We start from the raw sequence: 24,950 nt of genomic DNA, 5'->3' as shown, positions 1-24,950 counted from the left end.
AACTCCTAGACCGCTGCCGAGCCGACCCGGCCCTTGCGCAGTGCATCGATGACCGCTTCTTTCGGACCGTCGGCGACGATCCGGCCGTTGTCCAGTACCAGCAACCGGTCCACCAGACTCAGCATCGAGGTGCGGTGGGTGACCAGCAGCAAGGTTTTGCCCTGCACCCAGCCGTGCAGCTTCTGGCGCAGGACGTCTTCACTGCTGTTGTCCATGGCGCTGGTGGGTTCGTCGAGCAGCATGATCGGCGGGTCGAGCAACAGCGCCCGGGCCAGCAGCACCGCTTGGCGCTGGCCACCGGACAGCAGTTGACCGCGCTCACCCACCGGCCGATCGAAGCCTTGCGGATGCTGGCGGGCCAGTTCGGTGACGCCGGTCAGTTCGGCGACTTCGAGCATCCGCGAATCGCTGATGTAGCGAGCGCCGAGGGTCAGGTTGTCACGCAGGCTGCCGGCCAGCAGCGGCAGGTCGTGGGCGACATAACCGATTTGCTGGCGCAGGTCGGCGACGTCCAGTTGCCGCAGGTCGAGGTTGTCGAGCAGCAATTGGCCTTCTTCCGGTTCGTAGAACCCCATCACCAGCCGCGCCAGGGTGCTTTTGCCCGAGCCGCTGCGACCGATGATGCCGATCCGTTCGCCGGGTTTGACGCTGAAGCTGACGTTGCTCAGGGCCGGGGCGTTCTGGCCGTTGTAGTGGAAGGTCACTGCGTTGGCGTCCAGCGCGCCTTGCAGTTGCGTGCGCTCCAGCGGCCGCTGTTTGCCGTCGCGCTCCTGGGGCAGGGACATCAGCGCGTCGGTGCTTTTCATGGTCAGTTGCGCTTGCTGATAGCGGGTAATCAGCCCGGCGATCTGGCCCAACGGGGCGAGCACGCGGCTGCCGAGCATGTAACTGGCCACCAGCGCACCGACGCTGAGGTTACCGGCGATGATGCTGTAGACACCGGCCACAATCGTCGCCATTCCCGAAAATTGCTGGATGAACAGCGTGCCGTTGGTGGCCAGCGCCGAGAGATTACGCGCATGGCTGTCGAGGCGGGTGAGGGCGCCGTGGGTGCTTTCCCATCTGTGCTGGCGCTCGCTTTCGGCGCTGCACGCCTTGAGGGTTTCCAGGCCGCCGAGGGTTTCGATCAGCAATGCCTGACGCTCCGCGCCGAGGCTCAGGCTTTTCTGCACGGTATCGCGCAGACGGGCCTGTATGATCATCGCGAACACGATCGTGATCGGAAACGCCAGCAGCGGAATCACCACCAGCCAGCCACCGAGCAGGCCGATCACCACCAGCATCAACACCACGAAGGGCAGGTCGATCAGGCTGGTCAGGGTCACGGCGGTGAGAAATTCCCGCAGGCCCTGAAAGTCGTGAATGCTCTGGGCGAATCCGCCGATGGTCGCCGGCCGGGCCTTCATCGCCATGCCGGTGATGCGCTCGAATAAAGTCGCGGAAAGGATCACGTCGGTCTTCTTGCCGGCGGTGTCCAGCAGGTGCGCGCGCACCACCCGCAGCACCAGTTCGAAACCGGTGCCGATCAACAACCCGATCGCCAGCACCCACAGGGTCGATGTGGCCTGATTCGGCACCACGCGGTCGTAGGTCTGCATGACGAACAGCGGCACCATCAGGCCCAGCAGGTTGATCAGGAAGCTGGCGAGGATCGCGTCGCTGTACAGCCATTTCGACAGCTTCAGAGTGTCGCGAAACCACGCCTGCACTCGTGGCACCAAAGGCGAGCGCAGGTCTTCCAGTTCATGCCGGGGCCGGGCGAACAGGGCCTGCCCGCTGTAGTGTTCGGTGAGTTCTTCACGACTGACCCATTGCTCGCCGCCGTCGGCTTCACTCGGCAGAATCAGCGCCTTGCCGTCTTCGGCAAACCGCCGCAGCACTGCCGTACGCCCGTTGCCCAGCAGCAACAGCACCGGCAGGTTGAGCGGTGAAATGTCGTTGAGTTCCCGGCGCAGCAAGCGCGCCTGCAACCCGGCCCGGGCTGCGGCGCGGGGCAGCAGGTCCAGGCTCAGGCGTTGTTTGTCCAGGGGCAGGCCGGCGCTCAGGCTGGCGCGACTGACCGTCGCGCCATGGAGTTTGCAGAGGATCAACAGACCGTCGAGCAACGGGTCATCGAAGCTCAGCCGCGGATCGATCCCGGTGTTACCGGGTTGCATGCTGGTCATATTGATCGCTCCCGTTGAACTGGCTCGGCTATCCACATCAACCCTGTGTTACTGCGAGGCGTTCAACCGTACTGATCGTTCCCACGCTCTGCGTGGGAATGCAGCCCGTGACGCTCCGCGTCACTGGACGCGGAGCGTCCCCAGAGGCATTCCCACGCGGACGGTTCGACGCCTCGACGTGGGAACGATCAGGTTGCGGCCTTCGGCAGCGCCCGCACGCGGGACTACTTCAGTTCAGGCAAGCGCGCTTCGTTCTTCACCTCGGTCGCGGCTATCGCATCGGCCGGCAGCACGATCCGCTGCTTGTTCAGCAACTGGCCCATGTTCGCCAGCACGCGGTACATCGAATATTCCTCGGTGTAGCGGATTTCGGTGTAGCGACGGTTGGCGTTGTACAGCTCGTTTTCACTGTCGAGCACGTCCAGCAGGGTGCGCTGGCCGAGGCCGAACTGATCCTGATACGCGGCGCGCACGCGCTTGGTGGTCTCGGCGTATTCGCGGGCGGTCGGGGTCTGTTTCTTGGCGTTGACCATGGCGTTCCAGGCCAGGTGAATGTTCTCGTTGAGCTGACGCAGGGCGTTGTTGCGGATGTCCATCGCCTGGTTGATCTGATGCGCATCGGAGGCCAGCCGCGCCTTGTCGCTGCCGCCACGGAACAGGTTGTAGTTCATCACCACACCGACCCGCCATTCGTTGTCATGGCCCTCGTCGCCCTGCACGTTGTTGTTGGCGCCAACCGCGGCTTCGGCATCGAAGCGTGGATAGAACGGCGACTTGGCGACTTCGTATTGGCTCTCGGCCGATTGCACGTCGGCCTGGGCGGATTTCAGATACGGGTTGTTCTCGACCATGCTCTGCTGGGCTTCAGGCAGGGTGGCGGGCAACTCGCCACGGGTCGAGGCGGGCGTTTCCAGCTCATCGGGCATGCGCCCGACCACGCTGTAGAAGTTCGATTCGGCGTCCGCCAGGTCGACTTCGGCGGTGTCGAGGTTGTTCTGCGCCAGCGCCTTACGGGCAACCGATTGATCGGAGTCGGCGGTGCTGCCCACGCCGCGCTCGGTACGCAGGCCGATCTGGTCGTTGACGCGCAAGTGCGCCTGCAGGTTGTTCTTGGCCAGGGTCACCAGTTCACGGCGCTTGAGCACTTCGAGGTAGACCTCGATGGTGCGCAGGGCCAGGTCCTGAGCGGTGCCTTGCGCGTAATACGCGCGCGAGTTGGAAACGCCCTTGGTGCGTTCGACTTCGTTGGCAGTGTTGAAACCGTCGAACAGCATCTGCCGCAGACGCAGCTCGGACTGGGTGTAATTGAGGATTTCGGTGTGGTGGTTACCGAAGGCCCGGGTGTTGGTGTTGTCGCTGTAGCCACGCCCGTAAGCAGCGTTCAGATCCACCGACGGATAGAAGCCGCCCTTGGCGACCTTCACTTGTTCATCAGCCGACAGACGCGCATCCACGCGTGAGGCAAGTTCCGGGTGGGTGGCGAGAGTGCTCTGGATCGCTTCGGTGAGGTTCATGGCCTGTGCCTGGGAAGTGCAAGCCATGGCCAGCAAAACCGCGCTGCAGAGGGGGGTTAGTACGCGCATGGGTGCATCTCCCTGAGTCCTGATGGTGTTTCGCTGTCGCCAATTTATTGACGATATTTTTAGTAAAAAGCGTTTCATGCCTGTAACAACAGAGCTAAGAACATCCTGAAGCGTAGCTAAGAAAAAATTTTCATATGGGTTATGCCAAAAAAAACTTATGCGGTTCGCCAAATCCAGCACATTGTTCCACTCGAAAGCCTTTGTTTTATGCGCGTTAGGGAGCACAGAAAGGCTTGAGGAAAGTTCCACTCACTTTGCGACATACGGCGAAGTACTGCTAAAGGGGAGGGACGCGTAGCGGCTGATGAGCGACAGTTTTTTGTCACTCGGGTGATTCACCACCGTTACGTAGCGCTAGTGGGAATGCAGCATTTAACAGAGACTCCAACTGCTTGATGGCATTGGCGTTTCTGGATTTGTGCAACCTGCGAAACGAACTGTCGAGGTGCGAGCGTCGCCCCGACAACCCGCTTGAGCCATGGGCTGCTTCGCGAACCAGCGCCGACGGTGGTCGGCAGCGGAGGAATGCACATGGCAACGCTCATCGGGATCGTCACTAAAGTCATTGGTCAGGTTTTCGCTCAATCGGCAGACGGCAGTCGGCGCCCATTGGTCGAAGGTGATCGTCTGTTTGCAGGCGATCAATTGATCACCGGGGCAGAAGGGGCGGTTGCCGTCCATCTGCAAAATGGCCAGGAACTGACCCTCGGTCGCGACAGCAGCCTGACCATGAGCGGCCAGTTGCTGGCCGATCAGGCCGCCCACGTCAATGCCCCGGAAGCGGTGACCCCGAGCGAGTCGCAACTGACCGACGTCGAACAGATTCAGAAAGCCATTGCCGCCGGCGATGACCCGACTCAAACCGCCGAAGCGACGGCGGCCGGCCCCGGAGCCACCGGTGGCGTGCCGGGTGCGCTGGGCGGCGGCCACAGTTTTGTGTTGCTGACCGAAGTGGCGGGCCGGGTCGATCCGGTCATCGGTTTCCCGACGGCCGGGTTCAACGGCATTCCGGAGTTTCCCGAAGAGCGGCATAACGCCGTGATCGACAATGGTGACGGCCAGGCCGCCCCGATTGTTCCGCCACCACCGCCGGTCAACAACCCGGTGACCCTCGGCGGCCTGTCCGTACCCGGCGGCGAATTGACCCTCAACGAAGCCAATCTGCCCGACGGTTCCGCTGCCAACCCTGGCGCGCTGACCCAGACCGGCAGCTTCACGGTGTCGGCGCCGGATGGCCTGAGCAGCCTGAGCATCGGTGGCATCAACGTGATTGTCGGTGGCGTGCCGATCGGTTTCCCGCAATCGATCACCACGCAACTGGGCAACACCCTGACCATCACCGGCTACAATCCGGCCACCGGCACGGTCAGCTACAGCTACACCCTCAACGGCAACGAAACCCACGCGGCGGGCGACGGTGCCAATAACCTCAGCGAACAATTCACCGTGATCGCCGGCGACAGCAATGGCGACACCGCGACCGGCACGCTGGACGTCAACATCACCGATGACGTGCCGAAAGCGTTCGATGACCAAAATGGCACGGCAACAGAGACTCAACTGACGCTGACCGGCAATGTGCTGACCAACGACGTGCAAGGTGCCGACCGCGTACCAGTCGGCGAGAACGCCGGTCCGATCACCCCCGGTACATTCATCGGGACTTACGGCACATTGGTGCTGAACGCCAACGGGACCTACACCTACACGCTGAATACCAACGATGCGGACTTCAAAAACCTGCACGGCGGTGGCAATGGCACCGAGACTTTCACTTACACCCTGACCGATGCCGACGGCGATACCAGTACTGCGAACCTCGTCCTGCAGATCCACAACAACGACGATCCGGTGATCATCAATGGCCTCGACGTCAACGGTGGCGAACTCACCGTCTACGAAAAAAACCTCGGCGACGGCAGTGCGCCGGATTCGGCGGCCCTGACCCAGAGCGGCTCCTTCACCATCACCGCGCTGGACGGCGTCACCACGCTGACCATCGGCGGCATCGCCGTGGTCACCAATGGCGTAGCCGCAGGTTTTCCGCAATCCATCGTCACGCCGTTGGGCAGCACGCTGACCATCACCGGTTTCAACGCGGCCACCGGCGTCGTCAGCTACAGCTACACCCTGGTCGACAACGAAGCGCATCCAAACGCCAACGGTGCCAACGTGCTGAACGAGCAGTTCGCCGTGACCGTGGTCGATGACAACGGCACCACCGCCAACGCCACGCTGGACGTGAACATCGTCGACGACCTGCCAAAAGGCGTGGACGACAGCAACGCCGGGACTGCCTCGGAAACCAACCTCACATTGACTGGCAACGTGCTGACCAACGACGTGCAAGGCGCCGACCGCGTGCCGACCGGCCCCAATGCCGGCCCGATCACGGCGGGTACATTCACCGGGACTTACGGCACGCTGGTGCTGAATGCCAACGGCACCTACACCTACACCCTCAACACCAACGATGCGGACTTCAAAAACCTGCACGGCGGTGGCAATGGCACCGAGACTTTCACCTACACCATCACCGACGCCGACGGCGATACCAGCACCGCGAACCTCGTCCTGCAGATCCACAACAACGACGATCCGGTGATCATCAATGGCCTCGACGTGAATGGTGGCGAACTCACCGTCTACGAAAAAAACCTCGGCGACGGCAGTGCGCCGGATTCGGCGGCCCTGACCCAGAGCGGCTCCTTCACCATCACCGCGCTGGACGGCGTCACCACGCTGACCATCGGCGGCATCGCCGTGGTCACCAATGGCGTAGCCGCAGGTTTTCCGCAATCCATCGTCACGCCGTTGGGCAGCACGCTGACCATCACCGGTTTCAACGCTGCAACCGGCGTCGTCAGCTACAGCTACACCCTGGTCGACAACGAAGCGCATCCAAACGCCAACGGTGCCAACGTGCTGAACGAGCAGTTCGCCGTGACCGTGGTCGATGACAACGGCACCACCGCCAACGCCACGCTGGACGTGAACATCGTCGACGACCTGCCAAAAGGTGTGGACGACAGCAACGCCGGGACTGCCTCGGAAACCAACCTCACATTGACTGGCAACGTCCTGACCAACGACGTGCAAGGCGCCGACCGCGTGCCGACCGGCCCCAATGCCGGCCCGATCACGGCGGGTACATTCACCGGGACTTACGGCACATTGGTGCTGAACGCCAACGGCACCTACACCTACACCCTCAACACCAATGATGCGGACTTCAAAAACCTGCACGGCGGCGGCAATGGCACCGAGACCTTCACCTACACCATCACTGACGCCGACGGCGATACCAGTACTGCGAACCTCGTCCTGCAGATCCACAACAACGACGATCAGGTCTACCTCAACGGCCTCGACGTCAACGGTGGCGAACTCACCGTCTACGAGAAAAACCTTAGCGACGGCACCAGCCCCAACATTCCGGCCCTGACCCAGAGCGGCACCTTCACCGTCACCGCGCTCGACGGTCTGCAGACCCTGACCGTGGGCGGCATTGCCGTGATCACCAACGGCGTCGCGGCCGGGTTCCCGCAATCGGCGGTCACGCCGCTGGGCAGCACGCTGACCATCACCGGATACGACCCGGCCACCGGCGTTGTCAGCTACAGCTACACCCTGGTCGATAACGAAACCCACCCGAACGCCAACGGCGCCAACAGCATCACCGAGAACTTCAACGTGGTGGCGACCGACACCGATGGCAGCACCGCCACCGGGCAGATCAACGTCAACATCATCGATGACCTGCCGACCGCCAAGCCTGACGCAACGTCAGTGCAGGAGGGCGGCACCGTCAGCGGCAACGTGCTGGACAACGACATCGGCGGCGCCGACGGCCCGGCTGTCAGCGGTGCCGTGGTCGGCGTGCGCGCCGGATCCGACACCTCGACCTCAGCCATCGGCGGCCTCAACAGCAACATCAACGGCACCTACGGCTACCTGACCCTCGACGCCAACGGCAACGCGGTCTATCACAGCAACCCGAATGCCGTGAGCGGCCCGGGTGCGGTGGACGTATTCGTGTACACCGTGCGCGATTCCGATGGCGATGAAAGCACCACCACTATCACCATCGACGTCTACAACAGCTGCCTCAAAGCGGTCAGCGACAACGACGTCACCGTGTACGAAAAAGCCCTCGACCTGACCAAGGACGGCCAGGATCTGGCCGCCGGCACGGTCACCGGCAGTGATCCGGCCAGCACCGGGGAAACCGCGTCCGGCACGCTGGTCGGCTCGGTCACCGGCGCAGTCGGTGCGATCAGCTATGCGCTGGTCGGCAGCGCCACCGGCAACTACGGGCAAATCGTGCTCAACCCCAACGGCACGTACACCTACACCCTGACCTCACCGGCCAGCACCACCCCGCACGCCGATGACGGCGCCAACACCCTGACCGAAACCTTCACCTACCAGGCGACCGATTCGCTGGGCAACGTCGTCACCAGCACCATCGTGGTCAACATCGTCGATGACGTGCCGAAGGCGATCAACGACAGCAACGCCAGCACCGCGTCGGAAACCCAGTTGACCCTCAACGGCAACGTGCTGACCAACGACGTGCAAGGCGCCGACGTGGTGGCGACCGGTCCGAATGCCGGCCCGATCACCCCCGGCACCTTCATCGGCACTTACGGCACCCTGGTGCTGAACGCCAACGGCACGTACACCTACACCCTCGACACCAACGATGCGGACTTCAAAAACCTGCACGGCGGTGGCAATGGCACCGAGACCTTCACCTACACCCTGACCGATGCCGACGGCGACACCAGCACTGCGAATCTGGTGCTGAACATCCACAACAACGACGATCCGGTGGTCCTCAACGGCCTCGACGTGTATGGCGGCGAGCTGACCGTTTACGAGAAAAACCTCAGCGACGGCACCAGTCCCGACACCCCGGCGCTGACCCAGAGCGGCACCTTCACCGTCACCGCCCTCGACGGTCTGCAAACCCTGACCGTGGGCGGCATCGCCGTGATAACCAACGGCGTGGCGGCCGGCTTCCCGCAATCGACCGTCACTCCGCTGGGCAGCACGCTGACCATCACCGGTTACAACCCGGCTACCGGCGTGGTGAGTTACAGCTACACCCTGGTCGATAACGAAACCCACCCGAACGCCAACGGCGCCAACAGCCTCACCGAGAACTTCAATGTGGTGGCGACGGACACCGATGGCAGCACTGCGACCGGGCAAATCAACGTCAACATCATCGATGACTTGCCGACCGCCAAGGCCGACACCGGCTCGGTGGCGGAGGGCGGCACGGTCAACATCAGCGTGTTGGGCAATGATGTCAGCGGTGCCGATGGTGCGGCCGTCGTGGTCGGCGTGCGTGCCGGCAGTGACACTGCGACCTCGGCCATCGGCGGGCTCAACAGCAACATCAACGGCAGCTACGGTTACCTGACCCTCGATGCGGCCGGCAACGCGGTCTATCACAGCAACCCGAACTCGGTGAGCCCGCCGGGCGCCACCGACACGTTCACCTACACCATCCGCGACAGTGACGGCGACGAAAGCACCACCACCATCACCGTCAACGTCGCCGACAGCAAACTCGTGGCCTCGACCGATCAGGACGTGACCGTCTACGAAAAAGCCCTCGATCTGACCAAGGACGGCCAGGATCTGGCCCCCGGCACGGTCACCGGCAGCGATCCTTCCAATACCGGCGAAACTGCCAGCGGCACATTGGTCGGTTCGGTCAGCGGCGGCAGCGGGGCGATCACCTACACCCTGGTCGGCAGCGCCACCGGCACTTACGGGCAGATCCAGCTCAACGCCGACGGCACCTACACCTACACCCTGACCTCGGCGCCGAAAACCACGCCGAACGCCAACGACGGGCCGAACACCCTGAGCGAAAGCTTCACCTACAAAGCCACCGATGCGCTGGGCAACAGCACCACCAGCACCCTCGTGGTCAACATCGTCGACGACGTGCCCAAAGCGGTAGCGTCGGATCGTTCGGTGGCGGCGGTGGAGATCGACTCCAACATCCTCATCGTCCTCGACATCTCCGGCAGCATGGCCGACGCCTCCGGCGTGCCGGGCCTGTCGCGGCTGGACCTGGCCAAGCAGGCGATCAGTGCCTTGCTCGACAAGTACGACGATCTGGGTGATGTGAAAGTGCAGCTCGTCACCTTCAGCAGCAACGCCACCGACCGCACTTCGGTGTGGGTCGATGTCGCCACGGCCAAGACCCTTCTGGCCGGCCTGAGCGCTGGCGGCGGCACCAACTACGATGCGGCCGTGGCGACCATGTACAACGCGTTCAACACCTCCGGCAAACTCACCGGGGCGCAGAACGTCGGCTATTTCTTCTCCGACGGCAAACCCAACGAGGGTGACATCGGCACCGCCGACGAGGCGACGCTCAAGGCGTTCCTCGATGCCAACAACATCAAGAACTACGCGATCGGCCTGGGCAGCGGCGTGAGTAACGCCAACCTCGATCCGCTGGCCTACGACGGCATCACGCACACCAACACCAATGCGGTGGTGGTCACCGATCTCAACCAGCTCAACTCGGTGCTCTCCGGCACTGTCGAGGGTGCGCCGGTCACCGGTTCGCTGCTGGGCGAGGGCGGCACGTTCGGCGCGGATGGCGGGTTCATCAAGTCCATCGTGGTCGACGGCACCACCTACACCTATGACCCGAAAGCCAACGGCGGCCAGGGTTCACTGGTCGCCAGCGGCGGCGCCAACCACGGCACCTTCAACACGGTAAACAACACCCTGAGCATCGCCACCAACAACAGCGGCACGCTGGTGGTCAACCTCGATACCGGCGACTACAGCTACACCTCGCAGAAAACCACCACCACGGTGATCACCGAGAACATCGGCTTCACCCTCAGCGACAACGACGGCGACCTCGCCAGCTCGACCCTGACCGTGAAAGTGATCCCCAACGCGCCTCCGGTGGCGGTGGACGACCACATCATCACCAACGTGCTGTCGGGCAATATCGTGGTGCCGGGCGAACTGCTGCTGGCCAACGACACCGATCCGAACGGCGACACCCTCAACGCCACGCCAACCTCGTTCAACACCGGCTGGATCTCCAAATCGGCAGACTTCACCGGCACTGGCGCGATCAGCTTCACCGGCACCAATGCCAACACCGCCGCCAACCAGAACCTGGCCAACGTGCGCAATGCGTTCAGCGCCAACGCCGCGACCATGACCGCCGTGCTGGTGGTCAGCGGTTACCTCGGTGCGGTGACCAACACCAACGCCAACGATGAAGACCGCATCACCGTCAACCTGCGCCAGGGCGAAACCCTCAACCTGGACCACAACCTGGCGGCCGGTCACATCACCATGGAGTACTCGATCAACGGCGGCGCGTACATCGCCCTCGCGGACGGCCAGACCCTGACCGCGACGTCCGACGGCGTCTATCAGATCCACATCACCAACATCACCAACACCACGGGCAGCAACGCCAATGCGGCGGAGAACTACCAGCTGACCATGACCCTCAACTACGCCGGGGCCCACGACATCACCCCGGACTACCACGGCACCTACACCGCCAACGACAACCATGGCGGCAGCGATACGGCGAACGTGACCATCAGCTACCAGGACGGCTACACCCTCACCGGCACCTCGGGCGATGACGTACTGGTGGCCGGCACCGGCGACAACATCATCAATGCCGGCGACGGCAACGACGTGCTGACCGCAGGCTCCGGCAATAACGAACTGCACGGCGGCGCCGGCAACGACTTGCTCTACAGCGGCCCGGGCAACGACCTGCTCGACGGTGGCAGCGGCATCGACACCGCCAGCTACGCCCATGCGACCGCCGGGGTGACGGTCAACCTCGGCCTGCTCGGTGCGCAAAACACCATTGGCGCCGGGACGGACACCCTGACCGGCATCGAAAATCTGGTCGGCTCGAACTTCAACGACACCCTGACCGGCGACAACAATAACAACGTCATCAACGGTGGCCTGGGCAACGACATCCTCAACGGCGGCGGGGGCGATGACCTGCTGATCGGCGGGATGGGCAACAACACCCTGACCGGCGGGCCGGGCGCCGACACCTTCCAGTGGCTCAAGGGCAACAGCGGCCATGACCTCGTCACCGACTTCACCCCCGGCACCGACAAGCTCGACCTGTCGCAACTGCTGCAAGGTGAAAACGGCACGTCGGCATCACTGGATGACTACCTGCACTTCACCGTCACCGGCAGCGGCGCCTCTGTCATGACCAGCATCAATGTCAGCGCCATGGCCGGCGCCACGCCGAACCAGACCATCGACCTGGCCGGCGTCAACCTCGCCAGCCATTACGGCGTGACGCCGGGGGCGGGCGGGCTGATCGCCAGCGGGCACGACACGGCGACCATCATCAACGGCATGTTGAATGATCATTCGTTGAAGGTGGATACGGTGTAAGCCGGAGCTGAAACGACAAAACCCGCCGTCCCGATCAAACGGGACGGCGGGTTTTTCTTTGCTCAGGCGACAGAGGCTCGATCGTTCCCACGCTCCGCGTGGGAATGCCTCAATGGACGCTCTGCGTCCGCTCTTTGGGACGCAGAGCGTCCCGGGCTGCATTCCCACGCGGACGGTTCGACGCCTCGACGTGGGAACGATCAGGCGATCAGGCTACAGCGGGCGCCTCAGCTTTCACCTCCAGATTATCCAGCACCCGGTTCACCGCCAGCTCACCCAGCATGATCAGCTGCGCAATTCCCAGCAGCACATGCCGATGCGAGCCGTCCACCAGCCCGGCGAAGTCATTGGCCATGACCTTGGCCGAGGTCAGGGTTTCGCAGGCGTCGGCCAGCAGTTCTTCGCTGTCGATGCCGGGGGCGATGAGGTAGCGAGTGTTGGGTTTGAGCAGCGGTTTGCGGGGGAGCAGCGGATTGAGGTAATGATCGAGGGCGCGTTCGGCGGCTTCGTGGAATTTCTTGGAATCGAGGGTTTCGTAGGGGGAAGTCGAATCGACTTCCGGCGGGTTTGGCGTGGGTTTGATCATGGATAAAGCCTCTAGAGTAGTGGAGGCGCCACGCTTCGCTGCTAAACGAAAGAGGTGGCGGCCGTACGCGGGTTAGCAGACCAGGACTCTAGAACCCGGCGCACCGAAGTGCCCCACGCAAAGCCGCCATAACGTGAACGGACAGGCGTGAGCCTGATCACGAACGAACGGCATTGTGCGTCTAGAGTAGATCCGGGCTGCTAAACCCGATCGCTGCTTTTCAGCGACCGCCAAACAATAGAACCCGCCCCCAAGGCGCACAAGCCGGCGGATTCTGGCGGATGCGTAGGCAAAGGCGCAAGGTTGTGTGGCTTTGCGGACATAACCTTAAACACTCTTCAACGAGTGTTTTTGAAGACCGAAAACAACGAAACCCGCGCTCCCAATTAAAGAGGAGCGCGGGTTTTTATAGTGAGGACTGGTAAATAAATGCGTCCCCATTTATTCCAATTTTTATTTAAGTTAGGCAGTCCAGATGATTTCATCTATGACGAAACCAGCGTCCCCACCACTAGATTCTTCCATACCCGCTTCAATCTCCATGCTCGCAAAATGGCCGGCTGACAATATGTGGGAGAACGTTTTAGAACCATCACCCGTAATAGGAAGAGCCCCTTCATAAACGATAGAGTTATCCAGCGCCCGTAGTCGAACCGTAGGCCGATCACGATGCAGGGCCGAATACTTCAAACTGATGCCCTGCGAAACCCTTCCAAAGGTAAATAATGTATGAGACGTACATACAACCAGTAGTAAAGGGGCGGATATATAGATCTGCACGCGATAAATTCTGTAGGTAACGTTGCGCAATACAGTTACGGTGAGTCCACTAGGGAAAGTCTTGGGAACGGCAAGTTCGAAGTTATAACCAAGGGAACTAATCCAATTTTCGTGACCTAAGACCAAGCCGACGATGTTGAAAGTCCGCGCTGCCGACGTCTGGCCGGAACCATACAACGCCTTGGCGGTGAAGCTGTGAGGCGCTACGGTCAGGTCGGTCACTGTCAGCGTCCAGATCCCGGTCGTCGGATCGGCGGGAGGCTGCCCTTTGGATGTCGTGCCATCGAATACCTCGACTTTCTGATTACTGGCGGCGGTGCCGGTCAGGATCACGCTGGTTTTGACGGTGACGCCGCCGTCGGGGATTTCGACGCCTTCGGAATCCTCCGCTCGGGTGATGACCGGTTTTACATCCTGGATAGCCTTGACCGTATAGGTTCGCAGCGGGAAGGACACCGCTTCGGCTTCGGTCAGACTCCCCCCCAACGCTGCCTTGAGTTCGAGGGTGAACGGCGTGTCATGCTTGAGCCCCTGAAGTTCGTTCAAGATCGCTGCGGGAGTGTTGTAATCGTAGTGACTCGTGATCCAGTTTGGATTGGTTTGAGATCCTGGCGGTGTCCAGAGGAGTTTTTCGTACTTGTTGCCATCGGTCAGTGTGCCTTTGATCCACAGCCACACATATTGATTCAGGGCAATCAGTGGCCAGTTGGGGGCGCGAAAAGTGGCGGCAGTTTTGATCACACTCAGATCCAGCTCTGGTCCGTCGCCGCCGTTGGCCGCCTGAAGGATCTTCGGCACGTTCGACTGATTCAACTCCAGTGCCTTTACCGCCAAGGGGAGGACATCCGACGGTAACGGCTCACCGCTGCCGCGTTTCACCGTGTATCTGACCGTCACCGCTTTGTTCAGGTTGAAAGCCACCACGCTCTTGGCCAGCGGTATCTCCTGCGCCCCGAGCACGGTGACGGTTTTTTCCGGCGCCGTGTGTGAGCCTCCTGCTGGTGTGCCCGCCGCACCGGTCCAGGTGGCAATGATTTTGTCACCGAGCTGCATGCCGGCGTAATCCACAATGGCGGTCAGGGCATCCTTGGCGTTATTCGGGATCAGGCTGAGGTCATTCGGCGCTTCCTTGATGCGCGGTGCCGTCAGGTCCAGCGCCACACCCACACTGAATGCCTTCTCATCGGAATAACTGGTCGGCCGTCCATCCGCCCATTTGATGGAGTAGAACGCCTCGACAGTTCCCCCTTCATTGTCCTTGATCAACTCGGCGTTGATGGGGAACGGCACCGGTTGACCGGCAGTAAACGAGGACAGCTTGAGCGAGTCGTCATACCGACCGGTTTTCGAGCCCAGCCACACACCGGTCACCTCGTCATCCTTGACGGTGTTCAGGTATTCAACGGTCAACGTGGTGCCGGCCGTGTCCGCCGGCAATACGCCGTCCACCACGCCGTCCACTTTCGGCTCCGGCAGCTCTTTCCTCGGTTCGCCGACGTTCAGGATCTCGGCGTGAATCGAGTCGCGGATGGCGTGGGTGGCGTTGACGCGGTTCATCGTTCCCAGCACCGCGTCGTCGATCAGCAACTGGTAATACAGATCCAGCGTGCCGCCTTCGATCTGTTTCAGATGAAGGCCCGGGACGTTGATCAGCAAGGGCACACCGGCCGTGATATCGCCATTGGTAATCGGGCGCAGCGGCAGGTCAGGCAGGTAGGTGCTCAGGTCAGGCCGGGTGCCGAGCCAGATCAGCTTGATCGCCTGGCCGGCCGCAAAGGCGCTGTCGAATGGAATCTCGATGCGCGCCTGTGCCAAGTCCGGATCGAGCGCGCCCTGTGCCGCGTCGAGGGCGACCGGGGCCTGTAACCGCTGGATCTCGCCGATGACATTGATGAACTGGGTCTTGGACAGCAGGTCGGCGGAACCGTCGGCTTTTTTCAGGCGAAAGGACAGGCTGATCTGGGTCTTGGCCAACTGCCGCAGCGCGGCATTGGGTATCGGGATCTCGGGGATGCTGGGGACACTGGCCAGCGCCTCGCCGGTGATTTCCATGTCGATCGGTGCCCCTTCAACCGGTGTGCCCTTGAGCCGGACGATGGGGGTGTCACCCACCTTGAACTTGTTGCTGTCCACGGCAAGGATCTGCGCCGTGCCACAGGCATCCCCCAGCTTGTCGGCATCCAGCTCGTTATTCACCGCTTCCTTGCAGATGGGGGCGGCCAGTCTGTCGGTATCGGACTCCACCCTGACACGCTGCTCGTAACTCCAGTCTTCGGAGCGGTTATCGACCATGTCGTAGAGCTCGAAGGCCACGGCGAGACCGGCATCTGCGGAGTCACCCGCCTCGCGAATGGTTGCCTCGGTGATCTGCACGACAAGCGGCGCTGTACCGTCGGCCTCCTCCTGAGTCAGCGGCCCGTGGATGACGAACACCCCGCCCCAGGTCACCTGAACCAAATCGCCGGCCGTTGCATTGGCGTAAGGCTGCGGGCCGTCGTCGGAGGGACCAATGGTGATCGGCACACCGGCGGCGATGTTGTCCTTGTCGATGCCGCCATCGAGAATTTCCCTGGGGATCGTCATTTTCAGTTTCGAGTGCCCCGGCCCTTCGTCGGTGTCATGGCCACCGGGGCGGGTGAGCTTGATCAGCACCTGCATCACTTCGGAGGGCTCGGCCGTTCCACCCTGCCGGGTGACGGCGTAGGACAGCGTGGACGAGCCATCACTGAAGCGCGCGGCGGGCACAAACATCGACAGCGCCGTGCCGACCTCATGATCGTCGACGGTTTTGTTGAACACCGGCTGGCCGTCCAAATAAATCACCAACCGGTCGCCCCGGTACATGGCCCCCCACGGCCCGGCGCGGCACAACAGGCCCTGTTTGGGGAAGTTGTCCCGCACGGCCGCAAGGTTGAGGCCCCAGACATCCGGCGATTGCGACACGGGGCCGGTTCTCCCGGGAATGTCGAGCGCTTTGAGCAGCAGGGGTGATGAACCAGCGGGAATGTTGACAGTCATGGCGCGAACTCCGATCGAATGGCGGGGCGATGGAGGTATTGAATGGCGCTGAACCGAGGCTGGCTACTGTCAGAAATTACAGGTGCGGGCGGGTTTAAGACGAACGGTTGACCTGAAGGCTGAAATGATAAAACCCGCCGTCCCATGGAGTTTCTTTGAATCGAGGGTTTCGTAGGGCGAATCGAATCGACTTCCGGCGGGTTTGGCGTGGGTTTGATCATGGCGAATCTCCGTGATTGGACGGAGCCGCCACGCCTCATCGCTAAACCGGCGGATTCTGGAGGATGCGTAGGCATCGGCGCGAGGCTGGGTAGCCTGAGTCGGTCAGCCACTGAGTATGTTTGTTAAACATTTCTGTTTATGCCGCTCTGCCGAATTGACTGCAAGCCCAATCCCCGACGAACGGTAGTAAAACCTGTAATTTCTGACAGTAGCCGGCGAATGTGCAACGCCGTTAAATCACGTCAGAGCAACGAATCATGAACCTGCAGATAACGTGCAGATGTTCAAGAGGCGTGGCCATTTCGTGAGAGGGCGTCCGTAATGCCGATGACTCCAAACCAGATCGACTCTGTAGATCCCGAACTGGAAAAACCCAGGGTTCCGATCATCCTCAAGGATGAGAACGGCGATGAAAGTCCTGATGGGCTGCTGCCGCGCAGTGCTTTAAGCGATGATCTGCAGGTGATTGTCCCCGACTGGATACCGCCCCCCTTCGCTGATCCCATCCCTTACATCATTACCATCAGTTGGGTGCTGGAGGGCGGCTCTTTCACTCCGGTGTACAAAGATACATTCGATACGCCGGGTGAGAAGGTCTTGAAAGTCCCGCGGGACAAGCTGGCGCATGGCATTTACGCCTTGTCCTACGAGTTGAATTACGGTGGGAACAAGAAAAATTCCTTTGATACTCGAGTGACGGTAGATCGGCTGCCTCCGGATGATGGGCAAAGCCCCGGAGCCCTGATATTGCTGAACGTTCCCGGTGACGTCATTACCGACGACTATCTCACCCGTTTTGGCGAGGTCAGGTTTCAAGTCCCGTTTTATGTGGATGCCAAGGCACGGGATCGTGCGATCTATTTCCTGACCGACAGCGACAATCCGCCGGATTCGGAGCAGGAAATTCGCGAGCAAGAGTTCAGCCAGCCGGACATCGATCAGAAACAGTTGATCATCACGATTTATGAAGCGGACATTCGGGCCAGAGGGCACGGCCCACGATATTTTTATTACAAGTTGCGTGACTGGGCCGGCAACATCGGGCCGCGCGCCACGCTGTTGCCGGTGTTTGTCGATCTGAGACCCGGCCCCGGCAACCTCAAGCCGCCTCGTGTGCCCTTGTCGATCCGGGGATTGATCGACCGCGAGCATGCCCGCGAAGGGGCCACGAACCAGAAGGCTGTTACGGTCGAAATCGACCCTTATGACAACCCGGATGCTTCCGACGAACTTCTGATCCGGTGGAACGGTCATGATCTTGCACCGCTTGATGTCGATCCTGCGGCATTTCCACTCACCGCGACCGTGCCCTGGGCAACGCTGACGGCTGACGGGCTCGGGCCCATGGACGCGCATGTCGACTACCGCGTCAGCCGGGGCGGGATACCGACGCTGCCGTCACCTGAAACAACCGTGCCCTACAACTTTACAGTCGCAGGTCAAGACCATCCCGACGCACCTGCACTGTTGAACACCAGGCTGGCAAAGGTCGAGATTTACGGCGCCGTTTCAAAAGAGCTGAACAAGCTGCTGCCCGATGACTACGAATTGCCTGCCGAAGGGCAACTGGCGCTTCATGACGATCCCGTACCGGGGGAAAAGGTCTTTCTGTATTGGGGAGCCATCAGCACACCCGTCGCGGAGTACGAGGTTCAGCCTGGGGACACGGCCGGGAAGATCATTTTCTTCAGCATCCCCTGGGCGTTTATCGACCTGGACAAGGAAAACCCCGTACTACCCGTGCGCTACGTCACCGATAACGGTGTGAATCAGCAGTTGGCCCCGACGACCCTGGTGAACGTGGCAATCATCATCATCAGGAATCTGCCCGAGCCGACCTTCCCGGATGGCGGGCGACAAGGGCTACTCAATTGCTGCGCCAACCCGCGGTTGTGGGTGCATGTAAAAGTTCATGTCAAAGGGAATGACGCGTTCGACGAGAACGACGTTGTCGAGCTGCATTGGCAAGGGTGTCTGGGCCCCAACGGTACTTCTCCTATTGCGGGCGCTGCAGACTCTTTCCCGAAAACGCTGAGTATTGATGAGGCACGCAATGGTTTTGACGTGCTGGTGACGGACTATCAAAAGTTGATTGCGCCCATGGTCAATAACGGATCGGCGCTCTGTCGTTATTTTTTGAGAAAGAGCAATGGTGGGCGGGGAGAGTCGAGGCCGGATTTTGTAATCATCAATAGAACCATGCCCAGCGGGGAAGTCTGTGGACCGGATAAGGATCTTTGTAATGAGTGATTTCCCCGAAGGGCAAGTGTTTCAGGAAGTTTGTGCGTGTAATAACTGCTGATGCGCACAGTCGTGCCAATGCAGTGTTTTTTGATTTGCGGTTGGTTCCAGGTGTTCTGGCACGGGGATGCAATACCCTTTGTCATTTAATCAAGTCATTGAAAGGATGAGCAAAATGAAAAATGTCATTAAGTTGACCCCGGTACAAAGTCGTGAGCGTTATTTGAGTATTCTCCGAAATTCACCGAAAGCGGGCTATGAAGCGCCTGAGCTGGATGATGATAATCCTCTGCTGCCTGATGAGATGGACGATGAACCGAATCAATTGCACAAACAGTATCAGGGTTTTGCATTGAAAGTGAATGTCCTCAGGTTCGACGGGTCTGACGATGATCCTCCCGTTGACGGGTTTATAGATCTGACTTGGAATGGCACTCGGCAAGGCACCCGGTATACCTACCGAACCCCTCTTGATCCTGTAATTCTTGAAATTCCAATGGTATTGCCAGCAGGGCTTACGAATGTCTCGGGTCCGCACTTGTTGAGCTATGTACTCAATCATGGCGGGAACACTAAAGATATTCCGGATCTGCTCATCAATATCGACACTGCGCCACCTGATGTCAGCGGTCTTGTTTCTCTTCCTCCGGAGGTGGAGGCCAACGGGATTACCAAGCCTTATCTGGATGCCAACGGTTTTGTCCTGATTACCATGCCAAGGGTCGCCGATATAAAAATAGGGGACAAGTATGAATGTTATTTTGGCTCGACATTTCCGACACCGGTACACGTAGGAGATTTTACTGTTGTCGATTCTCTTGATCCCGTTACCTTTAATCTGACGACCGCAATGGTCGGAAATGAAGAGGGTGAGAGAGCGATTTTTTACTATCGTACGGATCGGAAAGGCAACCGAAGTCTAAATTCGCCTTTCAAACGAGTGAACGTAACATTGACGGACCCTCCAGCAAATCTGCTACCTCCAAGTATTCCGCTGTTTGATAACGACATGGCACCGAAGAAGATCGACCTCGCCGACGCTCGGATGCGCCCTGGAGTAGGGATCGAAGCTGAGTACGACAATTTTGTGGAGGGTGATGAACTTGAGGTCACCGTCGATGGCGTTGTAGTGCCAGCACAAAAAATCGCTGGCTTCCCTACTTATGTAGAGATTCCTTATTCGTACTGGCATAACGGTGATCTCGGAGAAAAAACCATTGAGGTCAGCTATCAAATAAAACGTGGAACGGTTCGACATCCTGCCAGTAATCCCCCCAAAAACGACGCTGTACTAGTCGATCTGCGCCGGCCAGGGGACGGCGAAGGTCCAGATGACCCAAATCCCGATTTTCTTCCAGTCGATGTTCAAGGGGCGGGCGGCAATCCGATAAACGTTTTGACGGTGCTGGACAAGGATCAGGATGTTGACGTAACAGTGGCCGCTTACCTGGGTATCAAGGATAAGGATATTGCCACTCTGATCTGGAACGGAGTTGAAGTTACAGACGCTGAAGGCGGTGTTCTTCAGTTGGATGGTACGGAGACTGACCTGGATTGGACAATTGATTGGTCAGTTGTAGATGCTGGTGGGAACGGCACTGAAGTTCCAGTGACTTATAAGGTCACCAATCCTGATGTGAACGATAACGAAGAGCGCTCACTGCCGCGGGATGTAGATGTGTTCATCAGACCGGGGAGTGTGCCTCAGGCAACCTTCCAGCATCTCGATCCGGATTTTGGTTATTTGAATTGCCCTTCATTGCAAAGCCATCCAGAGCTTATAAAATGTATCGAGGTTTTTATTCCGGGGGGAGAACCGCAACTGGAAGGTCAGACGTTGACTTTTACTTATCAGGGCTACAGTGATTCCGCTGGTAATACTGAGATACCGGGTAATAACGATAAGGTTACATATAAGCCGGATTCTTCGGATGTGCAAAATGGTTTTACCATACGCTTTCCGTATCAGCAGTTTCTTGATACAGGAAATGCATGGGGGGCGGTGAGTTATGAAGCCGTGATTGATGGGCGGCCTACACCGTCAGTGCGACACCTGGTCAGGGTGCTCATGAGGCATGGTGATGCGACACCTTGTAGTATTTGAAAGAAAAAAACGGGAGGCTGTTGCCTCCCGTTTTTATAAAATCAGTGTCAGGGATTTTTCTTCCTTGTTTATCGGACTTGTCCTACATTTTTTTTTGAGGAATCCGATTAGTTTTCGCGCTCTATTTCTTTACGAAAATGCATTTCGCACTTTTGCACGGGTATATCAGAGGTGGGTAAGTCATGAGAATATTTGGCGGGCGGCTTGAACGTCTTTCTGTAAAAGACGCGTTGAGTATTCTGATGGTCATGCCAGCCATTTCCATTTCCAGCGGCGGCATACTGGCAGCCACCATTGTCGATAACACGACGCTGAATATCGATTCGACGACAACGCCGATCGATTATCTGGTGCGTAACAACGCAGTGTTGAATGTCAATGGTGCCACCACCCAGTCAATTACCATTCGATCCGGATCGACACTGACCATCAATGGCGCCACGGTCGTCAGCAATCCTGGCGTCGAAGGCATTCTGGTCACCAGCAGCCGGGGCACCATCAACCAGGCCAATGTGACCAGCGACGACATCGGTCTGGCCGTCAACCGTTCTTCGATTGCCGCTGGCGGCTCTACTGTGGATGTTTCCAACAGTCAGATCCGTGGTGATGTTTTCGGCGCGCAAGTCACGGGGCTCAGCACTTTGTCGCTGGCCAATACGCAAGTGACCGGTACTGGCAGCAATGGCATTGGTGCGAATCTTCTTGGCGGCGCGTTGAACGCCTCCGCCGGGACGGTCATCACCGGTCAGGCGACAGGCGTGCGCATGGTCAACGATACGGCCAATGTCGGCGCCCGTACGCTCTCGCTGGATAACGCCACTGTTCAAGGCATCAACGGATCTGCAGTTCTGGTTGATCGCGGGACCAATGCCACCATCAATTTGTCGAACGGCGCCAGCCTGTTCGCCGGGAACAACAATCTGCTCGACGTCCAGGGCGCCTCCACCGCCGCCATGACCGTCGCCAACAGCGAGTTGCAGGGCAACATCAACATCGCCGGCAACAGCACCGGCAACCTGACCTTCGATCAAGGCCGGATGACCGGCGATGTGCTGGTCGAAAACGGTTCGACCGCCAACGTCACCCTGCAGAACAGTTCGCAGTTCACCGGCCGTCTCGACAAGGTCAATGCCGTGACCGTCAACAGTGGTTCGATCTGGACCCTGACGGGCAACGACACCGTAGGAACGCTCGCGATGAATGGCGGGACGGTTCGCTTTGGTGCGCAGGATGTGCCGAATACCTTTTACCAGTTGAACGTCGGTACGCTGGCCGGCTCGCCCGATGGTTCCAGCACTTTCGCCATGAAGGGCAACTTCGCCACGGGGCAGCATGACTTCCTCAACGTCACCGGTGTGGCGACCGGGCAGTTCGGTTTGCTGGTGGCGGCGTCCGGTCTGGACGCAGTCAATCCACAGCAACTGACCCTGGTGCACACCGCCGCTGGCGATGCGCAATTTGCTTTGACAGGCGGGCGAGTGGATCTCGGCACCTGGTCCTATGACCTGGCCCAGCGACCGGTTGGAACCGGCGGCACTGAATGGTTCCTCGATCCGACCACCCAGGTGATCAGCCCTGGTGCCAGTGCGGTGCTGGCCCTGTTCAACTCTCCGATCACCCTGTTGTACGGAGAAGCCAGTTCACTGCGCAGCCGCATGGGTGAGTTGCGCTTCAACGGTGGCCAGTCGGGCGCCTGGGCACGCACCTATGGCAATCAGTACAACGTGTCAGAAAGCTCCGGTGTGGCGTACAGGCAGAACCAGCAAGGGCTTTCCCTCGGAGCTGATGCCCGGGTGAATGACAGCGATGTTCTGGTGGGCGTGATGGGTGGTTACAGTCAATCGGACCTGAGTCTTGAACACGGCACCTCGGGCACGGTCAAGAGTTACTACTTCGGGCCTTACGTGACGTGGATGGACCGCGACACCGGCTACTACGTTGATGGCGTGCTGAAATTCAACCGCTTTCGCAATGAGGCCAAGGTTGGAATGAGTGACGGCACGCGTGCCAAGGGCGATTACGATAACTGGGGTTTCAGTGCATCGGTTGAGGCTGGTCGTCACATCAAGTTGAGCAACGATTACTTCATCGAACCTTTCGCGCAGTTTTCAGCCGCGCAGATCCAGGGCAAACGCTTCAGCCTGGACAACGACATGCAGGCCGATGGCGATCGCACTCGCTCATTCCTGGGCAAGGCTGGCGCCACGTTCGGGCGCAATTTTGATATCGGCAACGGTGCTGTGGCGCAACCTTATGCGCGCGCGGCCATTGCTCATGAGTTTGCGAACAACAATGAGGTGAAGATCAACAACAACGTGTTCAACAACGACCTGTCGGGTTCACGGGCGGAGTTCGGTACGGGTGTGGCGGTGGCGTTGTCGGACAAATGGCAGGTGCATGTCGATCTGGATTACGCCAATGGCGAGCATATCGAACAGCCTTGGGGGGGGAATGTTGGGGTGAGGTATAGCTGGTAAGTCACGGTCTTGAGTATCAGAAAGCTGCTACCCCTTGAGGGGGTAGCGGCTTTTTTTCGCTTGGTTTTTATACGCTTTACTTCAGCGGATGCGGGCGCGTAATGAACCACAATTGTGCAACCTGAATTGCGTTAGCCACAGGTGCGGGGGCCCTTTTCCAGAAAGACCTTTCGTAGCGGGCGCTCATCACTCGCTCAATTTGAATCTCGTGAATCTTGAATGAGTTCAACTGAGCTATTTTTCACAGATGACCTTGAGGGTGGCTATTGCAGAAAAAGTCAAATAGATCCAACCCTCTGGATGGGTGTTATGAGCAACTGCAGATACGTGATACGAGTTGTTTCCATTTTTACCTCCTGTGAAATAGTGTTCGGTCACGAATCCCGGGCCGCGAGTATATTTCGTGCGAACTACGGTGGAGAAAGATTGCCAGCCAGCACCTGAATCAATCTGAGTTGCGCCCATACTTGAGATCCACGCAGCCGCTTGAGCGGCTGAGTGTTGCTGATGATTGACCAGTATCTGTCTCACATTAGATGTCTGAACGGAGAAGGTGACAGAGTTTTGAGCGCTGTCCTCGACGATAATGGTGGCAATCCCATTACCTTCGCTTCTGACTAAGCCGGTGTTGTCAACGGACGCGATTGTTGGGGAAGACGATTTAAACGTGTAGGGGGGCTGACCGCCTGACACGGTTTTCCGCCCTGCGGTACCTGCAGGGTCATTACCCGTAGTCACCCAATTCAAACCTGTGCCAGCGATGGTGTAATTGCGCCCGTTCAGGATGAGGGTGGAAGGATCCACGGTAAGTCGTTGGCGTACGGTGAAGATACGAACCGCCGACTCCAGTTGTGACCCATACAATGCCCTGGCCTTGATGTTGTGTGGCGCGACGCTCAGGCCGGTGAAGGTTTTGCTCCAGTCGCCGTTGGCGTCGACATTGGTCACGGGCGCGACGGCGGTGGTGCCGTCATAGAGCTGCACGGTCTGGCCGGGGCTGGCCTTGCCGGTGACGGTGACGCTGGTGTCGAAGGTGGTGCCGTTGTGCGGCACGCTGCCCTTGGAGTCGGTGACGTTGGTGATGGACGGAGCTGAGGCGACCGCGACGGTAAAGGTCCGAACCGCCGACTCCGGTTGCGTGCCGTACAGTGCCCTGGCCTTGATGTTGTGTGGCGCGACGCTGAGGCCGGTGAAGGTTTTGCTCCAGTCGCCGTTGGCATCGACATTGGTGACAGGCGCGACGGGCGTGTTGCCGTCGTAGAGCTGCACGGTCTGGCCGGGGCTGGCCTTGCCGGTGACGGTGACGCTGGTGTCGAAGGTGGTGCCGTTGTGCGG

Annotated in this window: 8 protein-coding genes and 1 pseudogene; 4 read left to right on the top strand and 5 right to left on the bottom strand. The window is 59.5% G+C overall.

Translation table 11 applies throughout. The features are described from left to right. Nucleotides 1–5: 5 nt before the first annotated feature. Together MKZ87_RS05540 and MKZ87_RS05535 are read right to left on the bottom strand one after the other, a co-directional pair. Nucleotides 6–2,165 carry a type I secretion system permease/ATPase gene (locus MKZ87_RS05540; RefSeq protein ID WP_266200389.1) on the bottom strand — a complete coding sequence of 720 codons (2,160 nt, stop codon included), beginning with the start codon at nucleotides 2,163–2,165 and terminating at the stop codon, nucleotides 6–8. A 224-nt stretch (nucleotides 2,166–2,389) separates the two neighbouring features. Further along, nucleotides 2,390–3,748, bottom strand: a complete 1,359-nt coding sequence (locus MKZ87_RS05535; protein ID WP_085700673.1) for a TolC family outer membrane protein — start codon at nucleotides 3,746–3,748, stop codon at nucleotides 2,390–2,392. Between the two features lie 531 nt (nucleotides 3,749–4,279). Here MKZ87_RS05535 and MKZ87_RS05530 point away from each other — a divergent pair. Then, nucleotides 4,280–12,187: a retention module-containing protein gene (locus MKZ87_RS05530; protein ID WP_266200388.1), complete on the top strand. Its 7,908-nt coding sequence runs from the start codon at nucleotides 4,280–4,282 to the stop codon at nucleotides 12,185–12,187. Between the two features lie 208 nt (nucleotides 12,188–12,395). Here MKZ87_RS05530 and MKZ87_RS05525 read toward each other — a convergent pair whose 3' ends face one another. Both MKZ87_RS05525 and MKZ87_RS05520 read right to left on the bottom strand, forming a co-directional pair. Further along, nucleotides 12,396–12,773: a DUF6124 family protein gene (locus MKZ87_RS05525; RefSeq protein ID WP_085700676.1), complete on the bottom strand. Its 378-nt coding sequence runs from the start codon at nucleotides 12,771–12,773 to the stop codon at nucleotides 12,396–12,398. A 462-nt stretch (nucleotides 12,774–13,235) separates the two neighbouring features. After that, nucleotides 13,236–16,571 (bottom strand): Ig-like domain-containing protein, encoded by a 3,336-nt coding sequence (locus MKZ87_RS05520; protein WP_266200387.1) that lies wholly within the window; start codon nucleotides 16,569–16,571, stop codon nucleotides 13,236–13,238. A 543-nt stretch (nucleotides 16,572–17,114) separates the two neighbouring features. Here MKZ87_RS05520 and MKZ87_RS05515 point away from each other — a divergent pair. The 3 genes from MKZ87_RS05515 to MKZ87_RS05505 all read left to right on the top strand — a co-directional run bounded on the left by MKZ87_RS05515 (nucleotide 17,115) and on the right by MKZ87_RS05505 (nucleotide 23,615). Beyond that, nucleotides 17,115–19,043: a hypothetical protein gene (locus tag MKZ87_RS05515; RefSeq protein ID WP_227234797.1), complete on the top strand. Its 1,929-nt coding sequence runs from the start codon at nucleotides 17,115–17,117 to the stop codon at nucleotides 19,041–19,043. 166 nt (nucleotides 19,044–19,209) lie between these two features. Beyond that, on the top strand, nucleotides 19,210–21,138 hold the full coding sequence (locus MKZ87_RS05510; protein ID WP_176247744.1) for a hypothetical protein: 1,929 nt from the start codon (nucleotides 19,210–19,212) through the stop codon (nucleotides 21,136–21,138). A gap of 242 nt (nucleotides 21,139–21,380) precedes the next feature. Beyond that, entirely contained in the window at nucleotides 21,381–23,615 is a 2,235-nt protein-coding gene (locus MKZ87_RS05505; RefSeq protein ID WP_266200386.1) for an autotransporter outer membrane beta-barrel domain-containing protein, read from the top strand. Between the two features lie 234 nt (nucleotides 23,616–23,849). On the opposite strand, the pseudogene MKZ87_RS05500 reads toward MKZ87_RS05505, so the two are convergent. Beyond that, nucleotides 23,850–24,950, bottom strand: a pseudogene (locus MKZ87_RS05500) (hypothetical protein); the annotation flags it as partial.

It is taken from the genome of Pseudomonas sp. MCal1, from assembly GCF_026341415.1.
Taxonomy (GTDB): Bacteria; Pseudomonadota; Gammaproteobacteria; order Pseudomonadales; family Pseudomonadaceae; genus Aquipseudomonas.
This window is presented reverse-complemented; position numbering and strand designations above follow the sequence as displayed.

Bases quoted from the DNA above. Each gene is read 5' to 3' on its own strand.
- MKZ87_RS05520 (WP_266200387.1), bottom strand. From the start codon at position 16,571: ATGACTGTCAACATTCCCGCTGGTTCATCACCCCTGCTGCTCAAAGCG.
- MKZ87_RS05540 (WP_266200389.1), bottom strand. From the start codon at position 2,165: ATGACCAGCATGCAACCCGGTAACACCGGGATCGATCCGCGGCTGAGC.
- MKZ87_RS05505 (WP_266200386.1), top strand. From the start codon at position 21,381: ATGGTCATGCCAGCCATTTCCATTTCCAGCGGCGGCATACTGGCAGCC.
- MKZ87_RS05530 (WP_266200388.1), top strand. From the start codon at position 4,280: ATGGCAACGCTCATCGGGATCGTCACTAAAGTCATTGGTCAGGTTTTC.
- MKZ87_RS05535 (WP_085700673.1), bottom strand. From the start codon at position 3,748: ATGCGCGTACTAACCCCCCTCTGCAGCGCGGTTTTGCTGGCCATGGCT.
- MKZ87_RS05510 (WP_176247744.1), top strand. From the start codon at position 19,210: ATGAAAAATGTCATTAAGTTGACCCCGGTACAAAGTCGTGAGCGTTAT.
- MKZ87_RS05515 (WP_227234797.1), top strand. From the start codon at position 17,115: ATGCCGATGACTCCAAACCAGATCGACTCTGTAGATCCCGAACTGGAA.
- MKZ87_RS05525 (WP_085700676.1), bottom strand. From the start codon at position 12,773: ATGATCAAACCCACGCCAAACCCGCCGGAAGTCGATTCGACTTCCCCC.